Genomic DNA, 18,785 nt, shown 5'->3' with positions numbered 1-18,785 from the left:
GGAATGTTGCGATCTGATCTTAACCGAATCGTAAATTGACATTTGTATAAAAGTCCGGATAATGGAGGATAGTGAACTTTACAGAAAATTTACATGAAAATGAGGGCTCAAAGATGCAGACGAGATCAGCAAGAAAAAGGCAACCGAGCGCCGGGAAGATGTTCCTTAAAGTGATTGCTGCCTTGTTATTACTCTTCACTGTCATTGGTTCCGGTTATGCGGGAGCAGTTTTTATAAAAACGCAAGAAACATTAGCGCGAACACAAATTAACATTCCAGGATCGAATGTCAGTTCGAAGTACGACGATGTGCCGTCGGAGTCATTCCTGATTTTAGGAACGGACGAGACAAAAGCGAGTAAATCACGGAATGAACCGGCACGATCAGATGTCATGATTGTCGGGGTCTTGAATAAAAAAACCGAACAGCTTGTGTTAACGAGTATCCCGCGGGATTCGCTTGTCAACATCGACTATTCGAAATACGACGTGCCTTACGGAAAAACAGGCGTCGAGCAGGATAAGATCACGCATGCCCATTACTTTGGCTCGATGGATCAATCGAACTCTTACAATGGAATCAAGCTAGCACGTGAGACGACAGAAAACCTGCTTGGCATTCAAATCGATCACGTCGTCAAAGTCAATTTCCAAGGGTTCGTTCAGTTGATCGATGCTTTGGACGGTGTGGATATCGATGTCCGTTACGCCTTTAAAGAACAGGATTCAGCGCGAAAAGCTGGGACGATTACCGTCGAAAAAGGAATGCAGCATCTGAGTGGTGAACAGGCACTTGCCTATGTCCGGAATCGTCATGACGATCCGCTTGGGGACATTGGTCGTGGTCAAAAACAGATGCAAGTCATTCAGGCTGTTGCGAAAGAAGCGGCGAGCTTCCGGTCACTAGGTGCGTACCGTGACATTTTGGATGCAGTCGGAGACAACGTCGAAACGAACCTTGGTCCAAACGACTACACACGTCTGGCGGACTTCACGACGGCATTACGTGATACGACAGAGTACCAGCTTGCCGGAGAAGGATATATCGGCATCAGCGGTAAATGGGAATATCACCTTGATCCAAACCAGTTGGAACTCGTCAAAGCGAATTTAGCAAAAGCGATGCAAGGACAAGAGGTTTCTCCACTTGAAGAGGAGACGGAAACACCTGTATCGACTGATGAAACAACAGTAGAAGAACCTGTTCAATGAATTTTAAAAGACCGTTTTCCCATCAGTTGATGATGAGAAAACGGTCTTTTTTTACGATTCAGGTCATCCACGTTGCCGTTCCATTTCGACCGTAAACGTATACCGGTCGCCCCGGTACGCGGAAATGACGTACTCAAACGGTTGATTGGTCGCAAGAAACGTCAATTGTTCGACGGATAACACAGGAGAACTGACCGACAATCCGAGATGCTGTGCCTCTTCTTTTGTAGCGAGACGTGACTCGAACGTCTGACTGGCCCGCCCGAGGTTAAGTCCACTGGCTTCCGCAAAGGCATACAAGGAAGTGATGGCGACTTCTTGATTCAAGCCGGGTAACAGTTGTTCCGGAATATAGACAGTTTCAAGTGCAAGCGGTTGTTCATCGGCAATGCGTAACCGCTTTAATTCGTAGATCTGAGCCCCTTCACGAATTCCGAGTTTGTTGGCAATCGGCATTTCAGCAGCAATCATTTGATAGGACAAGAGTTCACTCGCAGGCTCCAGACCGAGATGTTCCATTTCCTCCGAAAAGCTGGTTAATCCAGACAGTTGCATGACGATTTTTTTGTTGGCGACGAACGTACCCCGTCCTTTTTGACGGATCAGATAGCCGGCATTCACTAAATTCGAAATCGCTTGACGCACCGTCATTCGGCTGATTTGATGAGCTTCGGCGAACTCTCGTTCAGAAGGGATCAAATCACCGGGCTGTAACAAGCCGCTTTCGATTTGTTGTTTTAAGGCAGCTTCAATTTGGTAGTAGATTGGAAGTGGTGAATTTTTATTGATGTGCTGAATCACGGCATTTCGTCCCTTCGCGGTCGATAGTCTTTCATCTAGTGTACTAGGAAAAGGGGATGCCGACAAACGATTGTAGTTAATTTGTGGCATAATAGAAGCGAAATCAGATGAAGAAAGGTGGACGTAGGATGCGTCTTGAACAAATTTACCCGGAGGTCCGGACGTTCGAAACGACCGTGATGGATGTCAAAGACCAGCAAGGGCAATGGGTTGCGCTTGAGAAAAGTTATTTTTATCCGGAAAGCGGCGGTCAACCGGCCGATCAGGGCACACTGAATGGGATCCCGGTCCTTGATGTGCAACTTGAAGAGGGAATCGTTTGGCATCGACTTGAAACACCACTCCTTGAAAACGAAGTTCAAGGTACAATCGATGACAGTACGCGAACAGATCATGCCGCCCAGCATACAGCCCAACATGTCATTTCCGCGATTCTTCAAGACGAGTTTCAAATCAAGACGGTCAGCTTCCGTACCGGATCAGAAGAATCGACACTTGATCTTGAGTTGAACGAATGGACTGAAACGATTCAAAACCGTCTTGAGGACCGCTTGCGAAGTGTCATTCGAGCAGCGTTGCCGATTACAGCAACGGAATATATAGAAGCCGATGCTGTCCGATTACCGTTACGGAAAACACCGCAAGTGACAGGACAGATTCGGGTTGTCCAGATCGGCGAACTTGATTACAGTGCTTGTGGAGGGACGCATCTTGAATCGACATCGGAACTGGAACTGATTTTATTCACGGGTCAGGAAAAGGTCCGGGGGAATGTCCGTTTGATGTATGTTGCAAAAGATCGCGCTTTCCGTTTGTTGACGGCTGAACGACGGGTTTTAACCGAGACGGCACGGGCATTGTCCGCGAAAAAGGATCAGGTCCACACAGTTGTCGAAGAACTCAAACAGGAGCAACTCCGGTTGAACCGTCAAATTGGACAAGCGGAAGATTTACATGTCACAACCGTTCTGCAACAGGTGTTGACTTCATCAGACTCCGTCTTGGTGTTGCACCATGAACAGGAAAATATCCGATTTTCCGAAAAGATGATGAAAGCTCTGGCGGAGGAAAAACGGACAGCATTGATTTGGAATGAGGCCGCTAAAAAATTATTGATGTGCAGTTCAGGACCGGTCCATCTCGGCAAATTTGCGAAAACCCACTTAAAACAATTTAATGGACGCGGCGGCGGAAGCGAAAAAAATGCCCAAGCCTTGTTTACGACGTATGAAGATGCAAGTGGCTATATCGAAGCATTGAAGGAGGAATTACATACATGACGGTAATTCAGGTAAAGACAGCAGAACAACAACAGGCAGTCCGGATGATTCGCGAGCGCGTTTTCGTCGAAGAACAGGGGGTGCCGCGCAATTTGGAATATGACACGCACGATGAAACGGCGATTCATCTTCTCGTTCTCGATGAAATGAATCGTCCCGTTGCAACGGGACGGACACGTCCCTATGACGAACAACGGATGAAGGTGGAACGTGTCGCGACGCTTGCTGCGACAAGGGGTAAAGGATACGGCGGTGAATTGATGCGGGCGATGGAACGGGTGGTTCGACGGGAAGGGCGGACGATTTTGACACTCGGTGCCCAAGTCCAGGCGATTCCGTTTTATCAAGGTCTCGGGTATACAATCGTATCGGATGAATTTGATGATGCCGGTATTCCACACCGGACGATGGAGAAAAAAATTTAACGGTTATTTTATGAGAAATCCTAAAAAAGGGTTTCTTTTTTTGAAAGTTTATGTATATATATAATCCATAGTGAATTTTTATACAGACAGATACAGTCGATATCAAGGAGGAATTAGTAATGACAAAACAAAAATTGATTTTAGCGTATTCCGGTGGACTCGATACTTCAGTCGCCATCAAATGGTTAAGCAAGGACTATGATGTCGTCGCGTTATGCATGGATGTTGGTGAAGGAAAAGATTTGACGGTCATCAAAGAAAAAGCATTGCTTGTCGGAGCCGTTGAATCAATTGTCCTTGATGTCAAAGAGAAGTTCGCGAACGAGTTTGTCTTACCGGCACTTCAATACGGCGCTCATTATGAAGGCGCGTATCCACTGATTTCAGCTCTTTCCCGCCCGTTGATCGCTGAAAAACTGGTCGAAGTCGCACATGCCCATGGTGCAACAGCGGTTGCGCACGGTTGTACCGGAAAAGGTAATGACCAAGTCCGGTTTGAAGTTTCGGTCGCTGCTCTTGACCCGTCACTCGAAGTTATCGCACCGGTCCGCGAGTGGAAATGGTCACGTGAAGAAGAAATTGCCTACGCAAAAGAAAACGATGTGCCGATTCCGATTAACCTCGACAGCCCGTATTCAATTGATATGAACTTATGGGGACGCAGTAATGAATGTGGGGTCCTTGAGAATCCGTGGACGGAGCCGCCGCAAGATGCGTACGCTTTAACCGTCGCACCGGAAGACGCACCGGATCAAGCAGAAGAAGTCATCATCGGCTTTGAAGCGGGCGTGCCGGTTTCCATTAACGGAACAGCATATCCACTCGCAAAATTGATTACAGAACTGAATATCATTGCAGGGGCGCACGGAGTCGGTCGGATTGATCACGTCGAGAACCGTCTTGTCGGAATCAAATCACGTGAAGTCTATGAATGCCCGGGCGCGACAGTTTTACTCAAAGCGCATGCAGCACTCGAAACGATCACGTTGACAAAAGATGTCGCTCATTTCAAACCGATTTTAAGCAAACAATATGCAGAAACCATTTACAATGGACTGTTCCATGCCCCGTTAACAAAAGGGCTCAAAGCGTTCTTGTCAGCGACACAGCAAGATGTGACCGGCGAAGTTCGTGTCAAACTCTATAAAGGGAACGCAACCGTCACCGGACGTCAATCGGCTGTTTCGTTGTATGACGAGAAACTCGCGACTTACACAAAAGAAGATGCCTTTGATCACGAAGCGGCAAAAGGATTCATCAAACTGCATGGTCTAGCGATTGCGACACATGCGAGTGTCCATCGTCAGGAAGGCGTGAAAAAATGACGAAACTATGGGGCGGACGGTTTACGGAAAGTGCTTCCGCTCAGGCGGAGGCATTCGGCGCATCGATCTCATTTGATCAAAAACTGGCGGCTGTCGATTTACAAGGCAGCCTGGCCCATGCGCAGATGTTATACGAACAAGGGATTCTCGAGGAGACGGAATGGCAACAAATCGAAGCCGGACTCAATCATTTACAAACGACGATTGATCAGCATGTCTATTCACTGGCCGATGAGGATATCCATATGAACCTCGAGCGGTTGTTGACAGAACAGATTGGTCCTGTTGCCGGTAAACTGCATACAGCGCGCAGTCGAAACGATCAGGTCGCAACTGATCTTCATCTCTGGATGGAGCAGCATGTTCTTGAACTCCTGTCGAGTCTTCGCAATCTGCAATCCGTCATTACGGAACAAGCGGATCAACACGTCGAAACGATCATGCCGGGGTATACCCATCTGCAACGAGCCCAACCGATTTCGCTCGCGCATCACTTGCTGGCTTACTTTTGGATGTTTGAGCGTGATGCCGAGCGACTGACGGACAACTTAAAACGGGTCCGGATGTCACCGCTTGGTGCCGGTGCACTCGCCGGAACGACTTTCCCGATTGATCGGTTCAAGTCAGCCGAGTTGCTTGGATTTGAACACGTCTATCCCAACAGTTTGGACGCCGTCTCGGACCGGGACTTCGTCATTGAATACCTTGGCATCGCGTCGACGGTCATGATGCATCTGTCACGGTTCTGTGAAGAAATCATCATCTGGGCGTCACAAGAATTTTCGTTCATTGAACTGTCCGATGCGTTTTCGACGGGATCAAGCATGATGCCGCAGAAAAAGAATCCGGACTTCGCAGAATTGATTCGCGGAAAGACAGGACGGGTATATGGAAACTTGATGGGGTTCTTGACGACGATGAAAGCATTACCACTCGCTTACAATAAAGATATGCAAGAAGATAAGGAAGGCGTCTTTGATACGGCTGATACGGTTTTACAATCGGTTCAGATTTTTACCGGGATGCTCGAATCCGCTACGTTTAAGACAGAAGCGCTCAAGAAGGCGACAATGCAAGACTTCTCGAATGCAACGGAACTGGCCGATTACCTTGTCACAAAAGGCATTCCTTTCCGGGAAGCGCATGAAATCGTCGGCAAAGCCGTTCTGCATTGTGTCCAGACCAGCTGTTTCTTGAAGGATTTGACACTCGAGACGTATCAGACATTCCATCCGGTCATTACGGAAGATGTCTATCCGTTGCTCGATCCGGTTCAAGCCGTCGCGAGACGAGGGAGTTATGGCGGGACTGGTTTTAACGCTGTTCGCGAACAGCTGACCCAAGCAAAGCAGACCCTTCAAAAATTATAAAAATCAAAAAAGTTTGGCAAATCACTGGATTTAACAAAAAATGTTTGCTATAACTGTAACTAACAACCGACAGATAGAGGCGCGGATGACATCAGTAGCAACACTTACAAAGGCAAGCATGCCAAGTGATGTGAAAGGGGAAATCCGCCGAAGTGAACAAGAAAATGCTTTTTCTTGATTGCTGGTACAACGGTTAAGATCCGTTGTACTGCCGAAACCCACGTTTCGGAGCGCTATCTTACGTAAAAGAACGAATGACACTGTCATCGTTTGTCCGATCGTGATAACGACGGGCCGTAGGAACGCTCCTACCGGCCCGTCGTTTTTTTCTGTTTCGGGACAAAAGGAGATAGGATTGTGACAACTGTACTTAAATTTGGTGGTAGTTCGGTTGCGACTGTCGAACAGATTCAGTCAATTGCGAATTATTTGAAGAATCGGACGGATCAAGGAGAAAAATTAGTCGTCGTCGTATCGGCGATGGGAAAAATGACTGATTCATTGATTGCCCAAGCCCAGGCGATCACGGATCGACCGGAACGGCGCGAGCTGGACCGTCTGCTTGCCATCGGTGAAGAACAGACGATTTCGTTGCTCAGCATCGCCTTGAACTCACTTGGGACAAAAGCCTTGTCCCAGACGGGCGCACAAGCAGGCATCAGTACGATGGGACTCCACACGAAAAGTAAAATCAAACAAATTGACGGCGAATTACTCCGGAAAAAACTGGAGACCTACGATGTCATCATCGTCGCTGGTTTCCAAGGGGTCAATGAACTGGGGGATGTCACGACACTGGGGCGCGGCGGATCGGATACGACAGCCGTCGCACTGGCAGCCGTTCTCGATAAACGATGCGAAATCTATACGGACGTTGACGGCGTTTATACGGCTGATCCACGGATTCATGCAACAGCACAGCCGATTCCGCACATTTCATACGATGAGATGATGGAAATGAGTGCTCTCGGATCAAAAGTCATGGAGATGCGGAGTGTCGAGTTAGGTAAAAAATACGGTGTACACATCTTTGTCGGAAAAACACTTGAATCGGAAAGAGGGACTTGGATCATGGAGGCAACGGAAACGATGGAACAAAAAGCGGTCACAAGTGTCAGTGTGACAAAAAACGTCATGACGGTATCGATCAAACACGTACCACAGACAAACTCAGCGGTCGCAGATATCTTTGAATTGTTGTCAGGACGTCACGTCAACATCGATATGATCAGTCAGACGACGTTTGACAGTGACATCTTCCTCTCGTTCTCGTGTCCGCTCGACGAAGAAGAGTTTTTGGAAGAAGCCTTGCAGGATATCATCAATCGTTTCCCGACCGTCAAAGTCGACCGTCATAACCAACATGCCAAGTTATCGGTCGTTGGAATCGGAATGCGTGACGCAACAGGCGTCGCTTCGAAATTATTTGCGACATTCCGGGCGGAAAACATCACGTTTTATCAAGTCACGACGTCAGAAATCAGCATCTCGTATACGATTGCCCAAGCCGACATCGAACGGACCGTCGCAGCAATCGCCAATGCATTTGATCTGTAAGGAGGAAACCATATGTATCATGTAGCAGTCATTGGCGCAACAGGCGCCGTTGGACAAAAAATGTTGCAAGTCTTGGCGGAACTCGACTTTCCGGTTCGTCAAATTTCAGCTTACGCTTCAGCCCGTTCTGCCGGGAAAACCGTCCAGTTCAAAGGGCAAGACGTTACGATTCAAGCATTATCGGAGCAAATCACAGAAGCCGGCATCGATGTCGCACTGTTCGCAGCAGGCGGAACGATCAGTGAACAGTATGCCCCGTTACTCGCTGCAGCAGGAACACTCGTCGTCGACAACTCGAGTGCCTTCCGGATGCAGGCGGATATCCCGCTCGTCGTACCGGAAGTAAACCCGAAGGCAATCGGTCCGGACGATCGATTGATTGCCAATCCGAACTGTTCGACGATTCAATCCGTCGTCGCCCTGGCCCCGCTTCAGCAGTTTGGTTTACAGCGTATCAACTATACGACGTATCAAGCGGTCTCCGGTTCGGGTCAAAAAGGAATTGAGGATTTAGCCCGCGGCAGCCGCGGCGAAGAACCGGTCAATTATCCGCACCCGATTCACGATAACATCCTGCCGCATATCGATGTTTTCTTACCGAATGGGTATACGAAAGAAGAACAGAAAATGATTGACGAGACACGCAAAATCTTCCGCTTACCGGAGTTGCCGGTCAGTGCGACATGTGTCCGCGTCCCGGTCACGAACGCTCATTCCGTTGCGATCAACGTGACGTTTGAGCAGGAGACGACGGTCGAAGCAATCCGCGAAGCATTGCGTCAAGCACCCGGCGTCGTTCTGGTCGATGATGTCAGTCAAAATCAGTATCCGATGCCGCTTGACGCCAGTGGAACGGATGACGTATACGTCGGACGGATTCGACAGGATCAGAGTCTTGCGAACACCTTCCACATCTGGTGTGTCGCCGATAACATTCGAAAAGGGGCCGCTTCGAACGCCGTGCAAGTGGCGCGTCAAGCACTTGAAAGTTCAATCCATTCTTAAGAAACGGGGAGGAATCCGACATGTTTAAAGGAGCAGGAACAGCACTGGCAACACCGTTCACGTCAACGGGTGAACTGGATTTAACCGTATTTGAACAACTCATCGAACAACAACTCGCGGCAAACATTCAAGCATTGGTCGTCGGTGGGACGACAGGAGAAGGATCGACGTTGACGAATGAAGAGTTCGAGACGTTACTGAAAACCGCGGTCCGTGTGACGGCAGGACGCGTGCCTGTCATTGCCGGAACCGGAACGAACAATACAGCGCAGACGATCGAAAAGACACAAGCGGCGGAACGTCTTGGTGCCGATGCAGCGATGCTCGTGACACCGTATTACAACAAAACGTCACAAGCCGGTCTCGTGGCGCATTTCACGGCCGTCGCGGACGCGGTTTCGCTGCCGATCATGCTGTATAACGTCCCGTCACGTACAGGGGTGGCGATTTCAGTTGAGACTGCCGTGACGCTTGCGAAGCATCCGAACATCCAAGCGTTCAAAGAAGCGAGCGGAGATGTCAGCTTCATGGGTGAACTGATGACGGCTTTACCAAACGACTTTGCCGTTTTCTGCGGCAACGACGATCAAATTCTCCCGTACATGGCATGGGGGGCACAAGGCGTGATTTCCGTCTTGTCGAATCCGTATCCGGCTGAGACGCAAGCCTTGGCAGAAGCGCTGCTTGCAAACGACTACGACACGGCACGCCGGATTCAGAGTGATCTGATGCCTGTCATTTCCGCCTTGTTCAGCGACGTCAATCCGATTCCCGTCAAAGCAGCACTTGAAGAAATCGGAATTGCCGTCGGGGCCCCCCGTCTGCCGCTCGTCCGTCAGTCGGAAGCAGGACATGCGCACCTGCTTGAGACGATGCGGAGTTATAAAGGAGTGGTTGGATGAGACTCGCCATTCACGGATACGGAGCGACCGGACATTACGTGCATGAACTGGCACCGGATGCCGTCGTCGCCGTCATCGACAAAACGAAAACGGCGGAACGTGTGCCCTCATACGGCACGCTCGCCGAAATGACGGAATCGGTTGATGCGATCATTGATTTTTCGCATCCGAGCTTGTTGCCGGATCTACTGGATTACGGCATGAGAACGAAGACACCACTCGTCATTGCGACGACCGGCTTCTCGGAAGCCGAGCTGCAGACGATTCGTGACGCTTCCAAACAGATTCCGATTTTCCAATCGTATAACATGTCGTTTGGAATCGCGATGATGCAACAGTTGTTGAAAACACTCGTTCCGCTTGCTGGAGCTTTCGACATCGAACTGCTTGAGAAACACCACAATCAAAAAGTCGATGCACCGAGCGGGACGGCGGAGCTGTTGCTCCGGACCATTCAGGATTTACGAAATGTCCAACCGGTCTACGAACGGGAGTCGACGCGTGAAAAGCGGGAACCAAACGAAATCGGGATGCACTCGATGCGTGGGGGAACGATTTTCGGCGAACACGAAGTGTTGTTTGCCGGGGTCGATGAGTTGATCGAAATCAAACACACGGCGTTATCCAAAAAAGTATTCGCTTCAGGCGCCATCAAAGCGGCGGAAGCACTCATTCAAAAATCAGCGGGACTCTATACACTGGAGACGCTCTACACACAGGAGGATTCACATGTTATTAACTGATGCTTATGAAATTGCGAAATTCATTAAAGATGCGAAAAAACAAACGCCCGTCAAATTGTACGTCAATGGTGACTTGGCAGGATTGACGATTGAAGGAGCAACGGCATTCGGAACGGATCAATCCAAAATTTTCTTCGCCGATGCAGGACTTGCTTCAACTTTCTTAGAAGAGAATGCAGACCGGATTACTGAAGTGCACGTCGAATACGACCGTCGCAACAGTGCCGTTCCAATGCTCGATACACGTCATTTGAATGCCCGGATCGAACCAGGTTCATGGATTCGTGATCATGTCGTCATCGGCGACAATGCGGTCATCATGATGGGGGCAATCATTAATATCGGTGCATCGATCGGAGATGGTACAATGATTGATATGAACGCCGTCGTTGGTGCACGCGGAACGATTGGTAAAAACGTTCATGTAGGTGCCGGTGCAGTGGTCGCTGGGGTCCTTGAACCACCTTCAAAAACACCGGTCATCATTGAAGATGGTGTCTTGATCGGAGCGAACGCCGTTATTTTGGAAGGTGTCCGCGTCGGAAAAGATGCCGTCGTCGCAGCGGGCAGTGTCGTCACAGAAGACGTTCCTGCCGGTAGCGTAGTTGCTGGTACACCAGCACGCGTGATCAAACAGAAAGACGAAAAAACAGCAGAAAAGACGCAACTCGTGGATGATTTACGTTCACTCTGATTGACGTCTAAGAGGAGGAAAACACATGGCAGTGGATACACAGTATGGTGAAGCGATTTGGTTAGACGGGGTTTTTCATGATCCAAAAGAAGCAAATACGAGCGTCATGTCACATGCGATCCATTATGGAAGTGGATTCTTTGAAGGAATCCGTGCGTATGCGACACCGGATGGTCCGGCGATTTTCCAATTGACGGAACACATTGAACGTCTGTTCCGGAGTTGTGCTTTTTATCACGTGACGATTCCTTATACAGTGGAAGAACTCGTCCAAGCGACGATTGATCTTGTCGCCAAAAACGGCTTTGAATCTTGTTACATTCGCCCATTTGTTTTCCTCGGTACACCGTGGCAGGCACTGATGGCAAAAGATACGACGGTTCACGTCGGGATTTCTTGTTGGGAGCTCGGTGAGTACTTTGATAAAGGTGCCGGCATCCGTGCGAAGGTCGCTTCATACCGTCGCGTTTCGTCCACGATGATGCCGATGCAAGCAAAAGCTGCCGCCAACTACATGAACTCGCAACTCTTAAAAGGGGAAGCACTTCGTGATGGATTTGATGAGGCGATTGCCCTTGATATGAACGGAAATGTCAGTGAAGCGAGTGTCGCCAACTTGTTTATGTTGAAAAACGGCACGATTTATACGCCTTCACTCGACTGTTCGGTTCTTGACGGTATCACACGTCAAGTCATCATGCGTCTTGCGCAGGATCAAGGGTATCCGGTCGTCGAACGTCATATCGGTCGTGATGAGTTATACGTCGCAGACGAAATCTTCTTGACGGGTACAGCTGCAGAAATCACTAGTGTCGGTGAAATTGATCATATCGTCATCAACGGCGGAACACGGGCTGTCGCAGATGAGTTACTTGGTCTTTACCGTCAAGCGGTCTCGGGTCAATTGCCACAATATGCGGCATGGTTGACTTACGTGACACCTGCCATCGCAGAATAATGAGTTCACGAACTGTCGTTACAATCGATCGGGAAGCGGTGCGACATAACGTCGCATCGGTTTTCGCCCGGTCCAATAAGCAGATTTTTGCCGTGGTCAAAAACAATGCGTATAACTTAGGAATGATTGAGATGGTCGCCACATTGATGGAAGCCGGTGTCCGGCATTTCGCAGTGGCAGAAGTCTACGAAGCAATTGAAATCAAAACGAATTTTCCAGACAGTTATGTCCTGGCGATGAATCCGGCGTCGCATTTTAAAGAAGTCCGGTTGCATGGAGTAGCACTTGGAATTCCTTCACTCGACTGGCTGAAACGTCATCAGGCTGAGTTATCAGGAATTGAACTTCATCTAAAAATAAATGTCGGGATGAACCGTTTTGGTGTCAGTTCGCTTGAAGAAGCGTTAGCGGTACTTGAGACAGTGCGCGAACAGGAACTTATCCTGACGGGGCTCTACACGCATTTTCCACTGGCGGATGAGCCGGGAGCCGATCATGATGGTCAGGTCGAACGATTCCTCGAAATCGGCGGACCATTACGTGCGGAACATGACTTTACGTATCTGCATGCAGAAAATAGCGCGACGATCGTCAAACATGATCCACGTCTCGCTTTTTGTAACTATGTCCGCCCCGGTATTTTCTTGTTCGGTTACTCACCGATTGAAAAAATGGACTGGCTCGTGCCATCCCTCCGGATGACGACGGAAGTCGTTGAGATTCGTCAAGTGGAGGCAGGGGAACACGTTGGCTATGGTACGTCGTATACGGCGCCGGAAGTAATTCGTGTCGCTGTTCTGCCGGTTGGATACGGAGACGGGGTCGTCCGCGGACGCTCATCGCTTCCGGTCATCATCAACGGGAAAAGATATCCGATCATCAGCAAATTGTTCATGAGTCATACATTCATCGCCATCGATTCGACGGTTCAAATCGGTGACAAAGTTGTACTGTACGGGGACGGCATCGAAATCGATGATATCACCCGGACTGGCACAGCCAATAATTCGGAGCAGATGTGTGCCCGTTCGTGGCGTTTGACACATCGTTATTTATAAGGGGGAATCCAGATGTACGGAAGCCAATATTTGACGGAACAAGAGAATGAATTACAAATCGATGGTGTGGCGGCAACGGCGCTTGCGAAACAATACGGGACACCGCTTTATGTCATGGCAGAGCGTGAATTGACAGACCGTCTGGCGACCGTACGGGATGCCTTTTTAGAAAAATATCCGAATACGTATGCCTCGTTTGCTTCTAAAGCGTTGACGATTGGTGCCGTATATCAGCAAGTCGTCAAGCACGGCCTTGGAATCGATGTCGTAACGGGCGGCGAACTGTTTATTGCCCGCAAAGCGGGTGTACCGGCTGAACGGATCTATTTCCACGGCTCGAACAAGTCGACACAGGATTTACGTTATGCCGTCGAAGAAGGTGTCGGTAAGATTGTCATCGACCATTACGGCGAAATCGCCCAACTCAATCAGATTGCCGCAGAAGCGTGTCAAACGGTCCACGTCCTGATTCGGATCGTGCCGCAAGTCATTGGTGGGGCTCATACGAAAATTCAGACCGGTGGTGTCGATACAAAGTTCGGTTTTTCAACGCATGATGAGTCGTATCTGGAAGCGGTGGAAGCCGTTTTAGCAGCGGAACATCTGGTCTTACTCGGCATTCATTGTCACGTCGGTTCGCAAATTCAAGAGATTGAACTGTTTGAACGGACAGCCCGGACGATGATGGGGTTTGTCGAAACGATTCGTGAACGGACGGCGTTCGTCGCAAGTGAAGTCAATCTTGGCGGCGGATTCGGAATTGCCTACACGCAAGCGGATCAACCACTTGATTTTGAACAGACGATGGAGCGGGTGATGGCGATTATCGACGAAGAGACGTCCCGTCTCGCCATCGATCGTCCACGAATCGGCATTGAGCCGGGACGTTGGGTCGTCGCGAATGCAGGAACGACCCTGTATACCGTCGGGGCAATCAAAGAAGTACAAGGTGTTCGAACGTATTTGTCCGTCGACGGCGGAATGGCGGACAACATCCGTCCTGCTTTATACGGAGCAGTGTACGAAACGGTCATCGCCAATCGAATCCAGGGAGAGACACGTCACGTGACAGTTGTTGGTGCAGCGTGTGAATCAGGAGATTTGGTCGCTGAGTCAGCTGACCTAGCGGAACCGGTCAGTGGAGATACACTGGCTGTGTTCGGAACAGGTGCCTACAACTATTCGATGGCGAGCAACTACAACCAATTTTTACGACCGGCTGTTGTTTTCGTCAACGCCGGGGAGTCCCGTGAAGTCGTGCGTCGACAGACTTATGCCGACTTGATCCAGTGTGATTTGGGACTGGAAAACATTCCATCCTCTTAAAAAACCAAAAACACCTTCGTCTTTAACGGACGAAGGTGTTTTTTAGTTATTTCGGAATGACAAGGACTTGTCCCACCGAAATCAAATTGACATTGGTGATTTTGTTGGCACTGGCGAGAGCGGTAACGGTGACACCATATTTCGTTGCGATGGAATATAACGTATCTCCAGCCTTCACCGTATAAGTGACGGTCGCAGGTGGAGGTGTAGTGCCCGGGATGACGAGAACTTGACCAACGTTAATCAGATTATAGTTCGTGATATTGTTGGCTTTCGCAAGAGCTGAAACGCTGACATTGTATAGATTAGCAATTTTGTACAGGGTATCACCTGATTTAACGGTATAGGTTTTACTGCCGCTTGGAGGAAGTTGCAGTAATTCAGAAATCGTGACGAATTTGTAGCCCTTCGCTTTAAGTTGCGAAATCATAGAAGGGAGAGCAACTGGAGTACCCGGCGCCCCTACACCGGTGTGCATCAAGACGATTGAGCCAGGTACGACGTTCGGCACGACACGCGCCAGGATGGCGGTCGAACTGATGCCTTTCCAGTCTGTCGTGTCGATGTTCCATTGAATCGTTTTGGTGTAACCGGCATTTCCGACGGCAGCGAGGACGGCACTGTTGCTGGCACCAAACGGCGCACGGAAAATCGGTTTAGTCGTCCGGCCGGTCAGTGATTTGATCAATGTCTCGGTTTTGGACAATTCGCTTGTCATCTGTGATGCAGTTAACTTCGTAAAATCGGGGTGCGTGTAAGAGTGATTCCCGAGTTGATGCGTCGGGGTGGCGGTCGCAATGTTTTTGATCAGTTGAGGGTGATTGTTCGCCCCTGCGCCGGTCAAGAAGAAGGTTGCTTTGACGTTGTTACTTTTTAAGATACTGAGAATCTTCGTGATATTGCCACCATCTGAACCGTCATCAAACGTCAGTGCGACGACTTTACTCGTCGTCGATCCTTTCGTGACAAATGTCGAACTCGCTGCATCTGCTGTCAAACCATAACTGAAGAAAGGAAAAAGCGACATTAACACAATCATGATGATCCGAATCCACTTGCTGTGCATGTGTAGTTCGCCTCCTTTTTCTCGGATGACTCTGCCTCGTCTGCCTCTACTTATCTATTACCCTTTCTCAGCAAAAAAATTAAAAAAGAGGGAAATAATTCCCGATTTTTTACGGGTTCAAACTGAAAAAAATAAAATAATTGTTTAATCATGAAATGAACAGGGAAAACATGGTATATGGAAATAGTAAAAGGAGTGGAATATGGATGATTGAATTTAAAAACGTTGGGAAGCAGTTTAAAGATAACGTTGTCTTAAAAGGCTTGACCCTCGAAATTAAAGAGGGCGAACTGGTCGTCTTCATCGGACCCAGTGGTTGTGGAAAAACAACGTCTCTTAAAATGATCAACCGATTGATTGAACCTTCATCAGGTACGATTTTAGTGAACGGAAAAGACATCATGAAAACCGATACGATTGAATTACGTCGTCACATGGGATACGTCATTCAACAAACGGGTTTATTCCCGCATATGACGGTTCGGGAAAACATTCAATTGATTGCCGGTCTTGAAGGGAAAGATCATGATCAGATGGACCTCCGGACGGAAGAGTTACTTCAGATGGTTGGTCTCGATCCAAAACAATTTATTGATCGTTATCCGAGTGAACTCAGTGGTGGCCAACAGCAACGTGTCGGTTTTGCCCGGGCGTTGATGAATGATCCGGACGTCATCTTAATGGATGAACCGTTCAGTGCCCTTGACCCCGTAACCCGCAATGACCTCCAAGAAGAGTTATTTAATCTCCAAGAAGAAGTGAAAAAAACGATTGTATTCGTCACCCACGATATGGATGAAGCGATTAAATTAGCTGATCGGATTTGTATCATGCGTGATGGGGAAATCGTTCAATTCGATACACCGGAAGAAATCCTGCGTCACCCTAAAGATGAATACGTCGAATCATTTATTGGAAAAAATAAGATTTGGAGCAGTCCGGCGTTCATCAAAGCAGAAGACATCATGATTGAAGATCCTGTCTCAATCAGCGGGAAGCGTACGCTGTTGCAAGGCATTGAAATCATGCGTGGACGGAAGGTCGATAGTCTGTTGATTACGGACCGTGACCGGATTTTGCAAGGAATCGTCAAATTGAAGAATATTCAAACGGCACCGGATAAAGGGATTCGGATTGAAGACGTCATGGAAGGGGAACTTGTAGCGGTTGATGAGCAGGATTCGTTACTGGATGTGTTGGAAGTCATGAACCATGAAGAAACAGGTTATCTGCCGGTCACCAATAAAGCCGGTCAATTACGTGGACTGATTACAAGAAGTAGCTTACTTTCCGTCTTGAGTGAGCAGTTCATTCAGGAGGAGGAAGCACAATGAATGGATTTTTTGATTATGTACAAAACAATACCGGTCAGATTTTTGACCTCTTACTCGAACACTTACAACTGACCGTATTTGCTGTCGTCATTGCTGTTGTCTTAGGGATTCCGATTGGGATTTTGATCACACGGTATCAACGGTTTGCCAAACCCGTACTTGCGTTGACGAGTGTTGTCCAAGCTGTTCCGAGTCTTGCGTTACTCGGATTCTTGATTCCGTTCATCGGGATCGGTTCAACACCAGCGATCATCATGGTCGTCTTGTATTCACTTCTCCCGATTGTCAAAAATACGTACACTGGTTTATCAAGCATTCCAGGAGATATGCTTGAAGCAGCAAAAGGAATCGGGCTGACTGAACGCCAAGTTTTAGGAAAGGTTCAAATTCCGCTTGCTTTACCCATCATGATGGCTGGAATTCGGATCTCCGCCGTGACGGCTGTTGGTCTGATGACGATTTCTGCCTTCATCGGTGCCGGTGGACTCGGTTATCTCGTCTTCTCGGGTATCCAAACTGTCGATAACAACCAAATCCTTGCCGGAGCAATTCCTGCCGGTATCTTAGCCCTTGCGATCGACTTCATCGTCAGTCGAATCGAATATTCTGTTGCGCCAAACGGAATTCAGCTGGCAGACGGTCGAATTAAAAATAAAGCCCGTAAACGCCGGAAAGCGATGTCATCCGGAAAGAAAATTGCGATTGTGAGTATCATTTTCCTGTTGATTGGCGGAACGGTCGCGTACTCGTTCTTAAAAACCGATAAGATTGTCATCGGGTCAAAAAACTTTACGGAACAATTGATTTTAGGAAACATGCTGGCAGACTTGATTGAGGAGAAAACCGATCTCGAAGTCGAACGCCAACTCAATCTAGGTGGGACGAAAGTTGCCTACGGCGCTTTAGAAACGGGTGAGATTGATGCCTATGTCGAGTATACAGGCACGTTGTTGATTGATGTCTTGAAACAAGATGTCGAGACGGATCCGAACGCCGTTTATGAAAAGGTCAGCAAAATGATTCCTGAGAAAAGTCAGGTCGATGTTCTCGATTCAATTGGTTTTAATAACACGTATGCATTAGCAATGACAAAAGAAGATATTGAAAAGTATGACTTAAAAACGGTATCCGATATGGCAGCGGTCAGTAATCGTCTTATCCTCGGATCGACGATCGAATTTGCGAACCGTGAAGATGGATACCTCGGATTGAAAGAGCAATATCCTGATATGAATTTCCAAGATGTTCAACCGGTTGACGGTGGTCTTCGTTATACTGCGTTAACCAATGGAAAAACAAATGTCATCGATAGTTTCTCGACCGACGGCTTGTTGAAGAAATTTGATTTAACGGTCCTTGAGGATGATAAGGAGTTTTTCCCACCGTACTATGCAGTCCCGATTGTGCGTCAAGAAACACTGGAAGAGCATCCGGAACTGAAAGAAGTCTTGAATCTGTTGAAGGATAAAATCACAGATGAAAAGATGCAAGAACTGAACTTTAAAGCGGATGTCGAAAAAGAACGTCCGGAAGATGTCGCACGTGACTTCTTGATTGAAGAAGGTCTCATTAAAAAGTAAAAAAGAGAAAAATTTAAAAAAGAGAGCCGAGGCGGGAATCCGCTTCGGCTCTTTGTTATGCGCGCTGACGCGCTATATCGGTTTGGAAAATAGGTAATCCTGATTAGATCATTATTTTTTGATTCGACTAGCGAGCCAAGCGCGAACTGT

17 protein-coding genes and 1 riboswitch are annotated in these 18,785 nt (G+C 48.3%); of the genes, 15 read left to right on the top strand and 2 right to left on the bottom strand.

Features of this window, described 5'->3' with window-relative positions:
* Positions 1–113: 113 nt before the first annotated feature.
* The gene (locus KNP87_RS10630; RefSeq protein ID WP_214721632.1) at positions 114–1,211 is read left to right on the top strand and encodes an LCP family protein; all 1,098 of its coding nucleotides are present in this window, start codon (positions 114–116) and stop codon (positions 1,209–1,211) included.
* Between the two features lie 63 nt (positions 1,212–1,274).
* On the opposite strand, the gene phnF is transcribed toward KNP87_RS10630, so the two are convergent.
* Positions 1,275–2,012: a phosphonate metabolism transcriptional regulator PhnF gene (gene phnF / locus KNP87_RS10625; protein ID WP_214721631.1), complete on the bottom strand. Its 738-nt coding sequence runs from the start codon at positions 2,010–2,012 to the stop codon at positions 1,275–1,277.
* A gap of 128 nt (positions 2,013–2,140) precedes the next feature.
* On the opposite strand from phnF, the gene KNP87_RS10620 reads away from it, so the two are divergent.
* From KNP87_RS10620 to lysA, 12 genes are all read left to right on the top strand, one after another.
* Positions 2,141–3,292, top strand: a complete 1,152-nt coding sequence (locus KNP87_RS10620; RefSeq protein ID WP_214721630.1) for an alanyl-tRNA editing protein — start codon at positions 2,141–2,143, stop codon at positions 3,290–3,292.
* A complete protein-coding gene (locus KNP87_RS10615; RefSeq protein WP_214721629.1) occupies positions 3,289–3,717 on the top strand; it encodes a GNAT family N-acetyltransferase in 429 nt (142 codons plus the stop codon). Before KNP87_RS10620 ends, KNP87_RS10615 begins: the two co-directional genes overlap by 4 nt.
* 119 nt (positions 3,718–3,836) lie before the next feature.
* Positions 3,837–5,042 (top strand): argininosuccinate synthase, encoded by a 1,206-nt coding sequence (locus tag KNP87_RS10610; RefSeq protein ID WP_214721628.1) that lies wholly within the window; start codon positions 3,837–3,839, stop codon positions 5,040–5,042.
* Positions 5,039–6,412, top strand: a complete 1,374-nt coding sequence (gene argH / locus KNP87_RS10605) for an argininosuccinate lyase (protein WP_214721627.1) — start codon at positions 5,039–5,041, stop codon at positions 6,410–6,412. The genes KNP87_RS10610 and argH overlap by 4 nt, the downstream gene beginning before the upstream one ends.
* 66 nt (positions 6,413–6,478) lie before the next feature.
* Positions 6,479–6,656, top strand: a riboswitch (Lysine riboswitch).
* Positions 6,657–6,769: 113 nt separating this feature from the next.
* Entirely contained in the window at positions 6,770–7,969 is a 1,200-nt protein-coding gene (locus KNP87_RS10600) for an aspartate kinase (protein WP_214721626.1), read from the top strand.
* A gap of 12 nt (positions 7,970–7,981) precedes the next feature.
* Positions 7,982–8,974 carry an aspartate-semialdehyde dehydrogenase gene (locus tag KNP87_RS10595; RefSeq protein WP_214721625.1) on the top strand — a complete coding sequence of 331 codons (993 nt, stop codon included), beginning with the start codon at positions 7,982–7,984 and terminating at the stop codon, positions 8,972–8,974.
* A 20-nt stretch (positions 8,975–8,994) separates the two neighbouring features.
* Positions 8,995–9,876 (top strand): 4-hydroxy-tetrahydrodipicolinate synthase, encoded by an 882-nt coding sequence (gene dapA, locus KNP87_RS10590; protein WP_119923669.1) that lies wholly within the window; start codon positions 8,995–8,997, stop codon positions 9,874–9,876.
* Positions 9,873–10,619, top strand: coding sequence for a 4-hydroxy-tetrahydrodipicolinate reductase (gene dapB / locus KNP87_RS10585; RefSeq protein ID WP_119923670.1), 747 nt, complete (start codon positions 9,873–9,875; stop codon positions 10,617–10,619). Before dapA ends, dapB begins: the two co-directional genes overlap by 4 nt.
* Positions 10,606–11,313, top strand: coding sequence for a 2,3,4,5-tetrahydropyridine-2,6-dicarboxylate N-acetyltransferase (gene dapD, locus KNP87_RS10580; protein ID WP_026833934.1), 708 nt, complete (start codon positions 10,606–10,608; stop codon positions 11,311–11,313). The genes dapB and dapD overlap by 14 nt, the downstream gene beginning before the upstream one ends.
* Positions 11,314–11,338: 25 nt before the next feature.
* A complete protein-coding gene (locus KNP87_RS10575) occupies positions 11,339–12,271 on the top strand; it encodes a branched-chain amino acid transaminase (RefSeq protein ID WP_028106967.1) in 933 nt (310 codons plus the stop codon).
* The gene (gene alr / locus KNP87_RS10570; protein ID WP_214721624.1) at positions 12,271–13,329 is read left to right on the top strand and encodes an alanine racemase; all 1,059 of its coding nucleotides are present in this window, start codon (positions 12,271–12,273) and stop codon (positions 13,327–13,329) included. The genes KNP87_RS10575 and alr overlap by 1 nt, the downstream gene beginning before the upstream one ends.
* Positions 13,330–13,341: 12 nt before the next feature.
* The gene (gene lysA, locus KNP87_RS10565) at positions 13,342–14,655 is read left to right on the top strand and encodes a diaminopimelate decarboxylase (protein WP_214721623.1); all 1,314 of its coding nucleotides are present in this window, start codon (positions 13,342–13,344) and stop codon (positions 14,653–14,655) included.
* Positions 14,656–14,701: 46 nt separating this feature from the next.
* Here the strand turns inward: lysA and KNP87_RS10560 are convergent, their stop codons facing one another.
* Positions 14,702–15,721 (bottom strand): LysM peptidoglycan-binding domain-containing protein, encoded by a 1,020-nt coding sequence (locus tag KNP87_RS10560; protein ID WP_119923672.1) that lies wholly within the window; start codon positions 15,719–15,721, stop codon positions 14,702–14,704.
* 206 nt (positions 15,722–15,927) lie between these two features.
* Between KNP87_RS10560 and KNP87_RS10555 the strand changes: the two genes are divergently transcribed.
* Both KNP87_RS10555 and KNP87_RS10550 read left to right on the top strand, forming a co-directional pair.
* Complete coding sequence (locus KNP87_RS10555; protein WP_026833929.1) at positions 15,928–17,055, top strand: ABC transporter ATP-binding protein; 1,128 nt, start codon at positions 15,928–15,930, stop codon at positions 17,053–17,055.
* Positions 17,052–18,635: an ABC transporter permease/substrate-binding protein gene (locus KNP87_RS10550; protein ID WP_214721622.1), complete on the top strand. Its 1,584-nt coding sequence runs from the start codon at positions 17,052–17,054 to the stop codon at positions 18,633–18,635. The genes KNP87_RS10555 and KNP87_RS10550 overlap by 4 nt, the downstream gene beginning before the upstream one ends.
* The last annotated feature ends 150 nt before the right edge of the window (positions 18,636–18,785 follow it).

The sequence above is a fragment of the Exiguobacterium sp. s192 genome, from assembly GCF_018618795.1.
GTDB lineage: Bacteria > Bacillota > Bacilli > Exiguobacteriales > Exiguobacteriaceae > Exiguobacterium_A > Exiguobacterium_A undae.
This window is presented reverse-complemented; position numbering and strand designations above follow the sequence as displayed.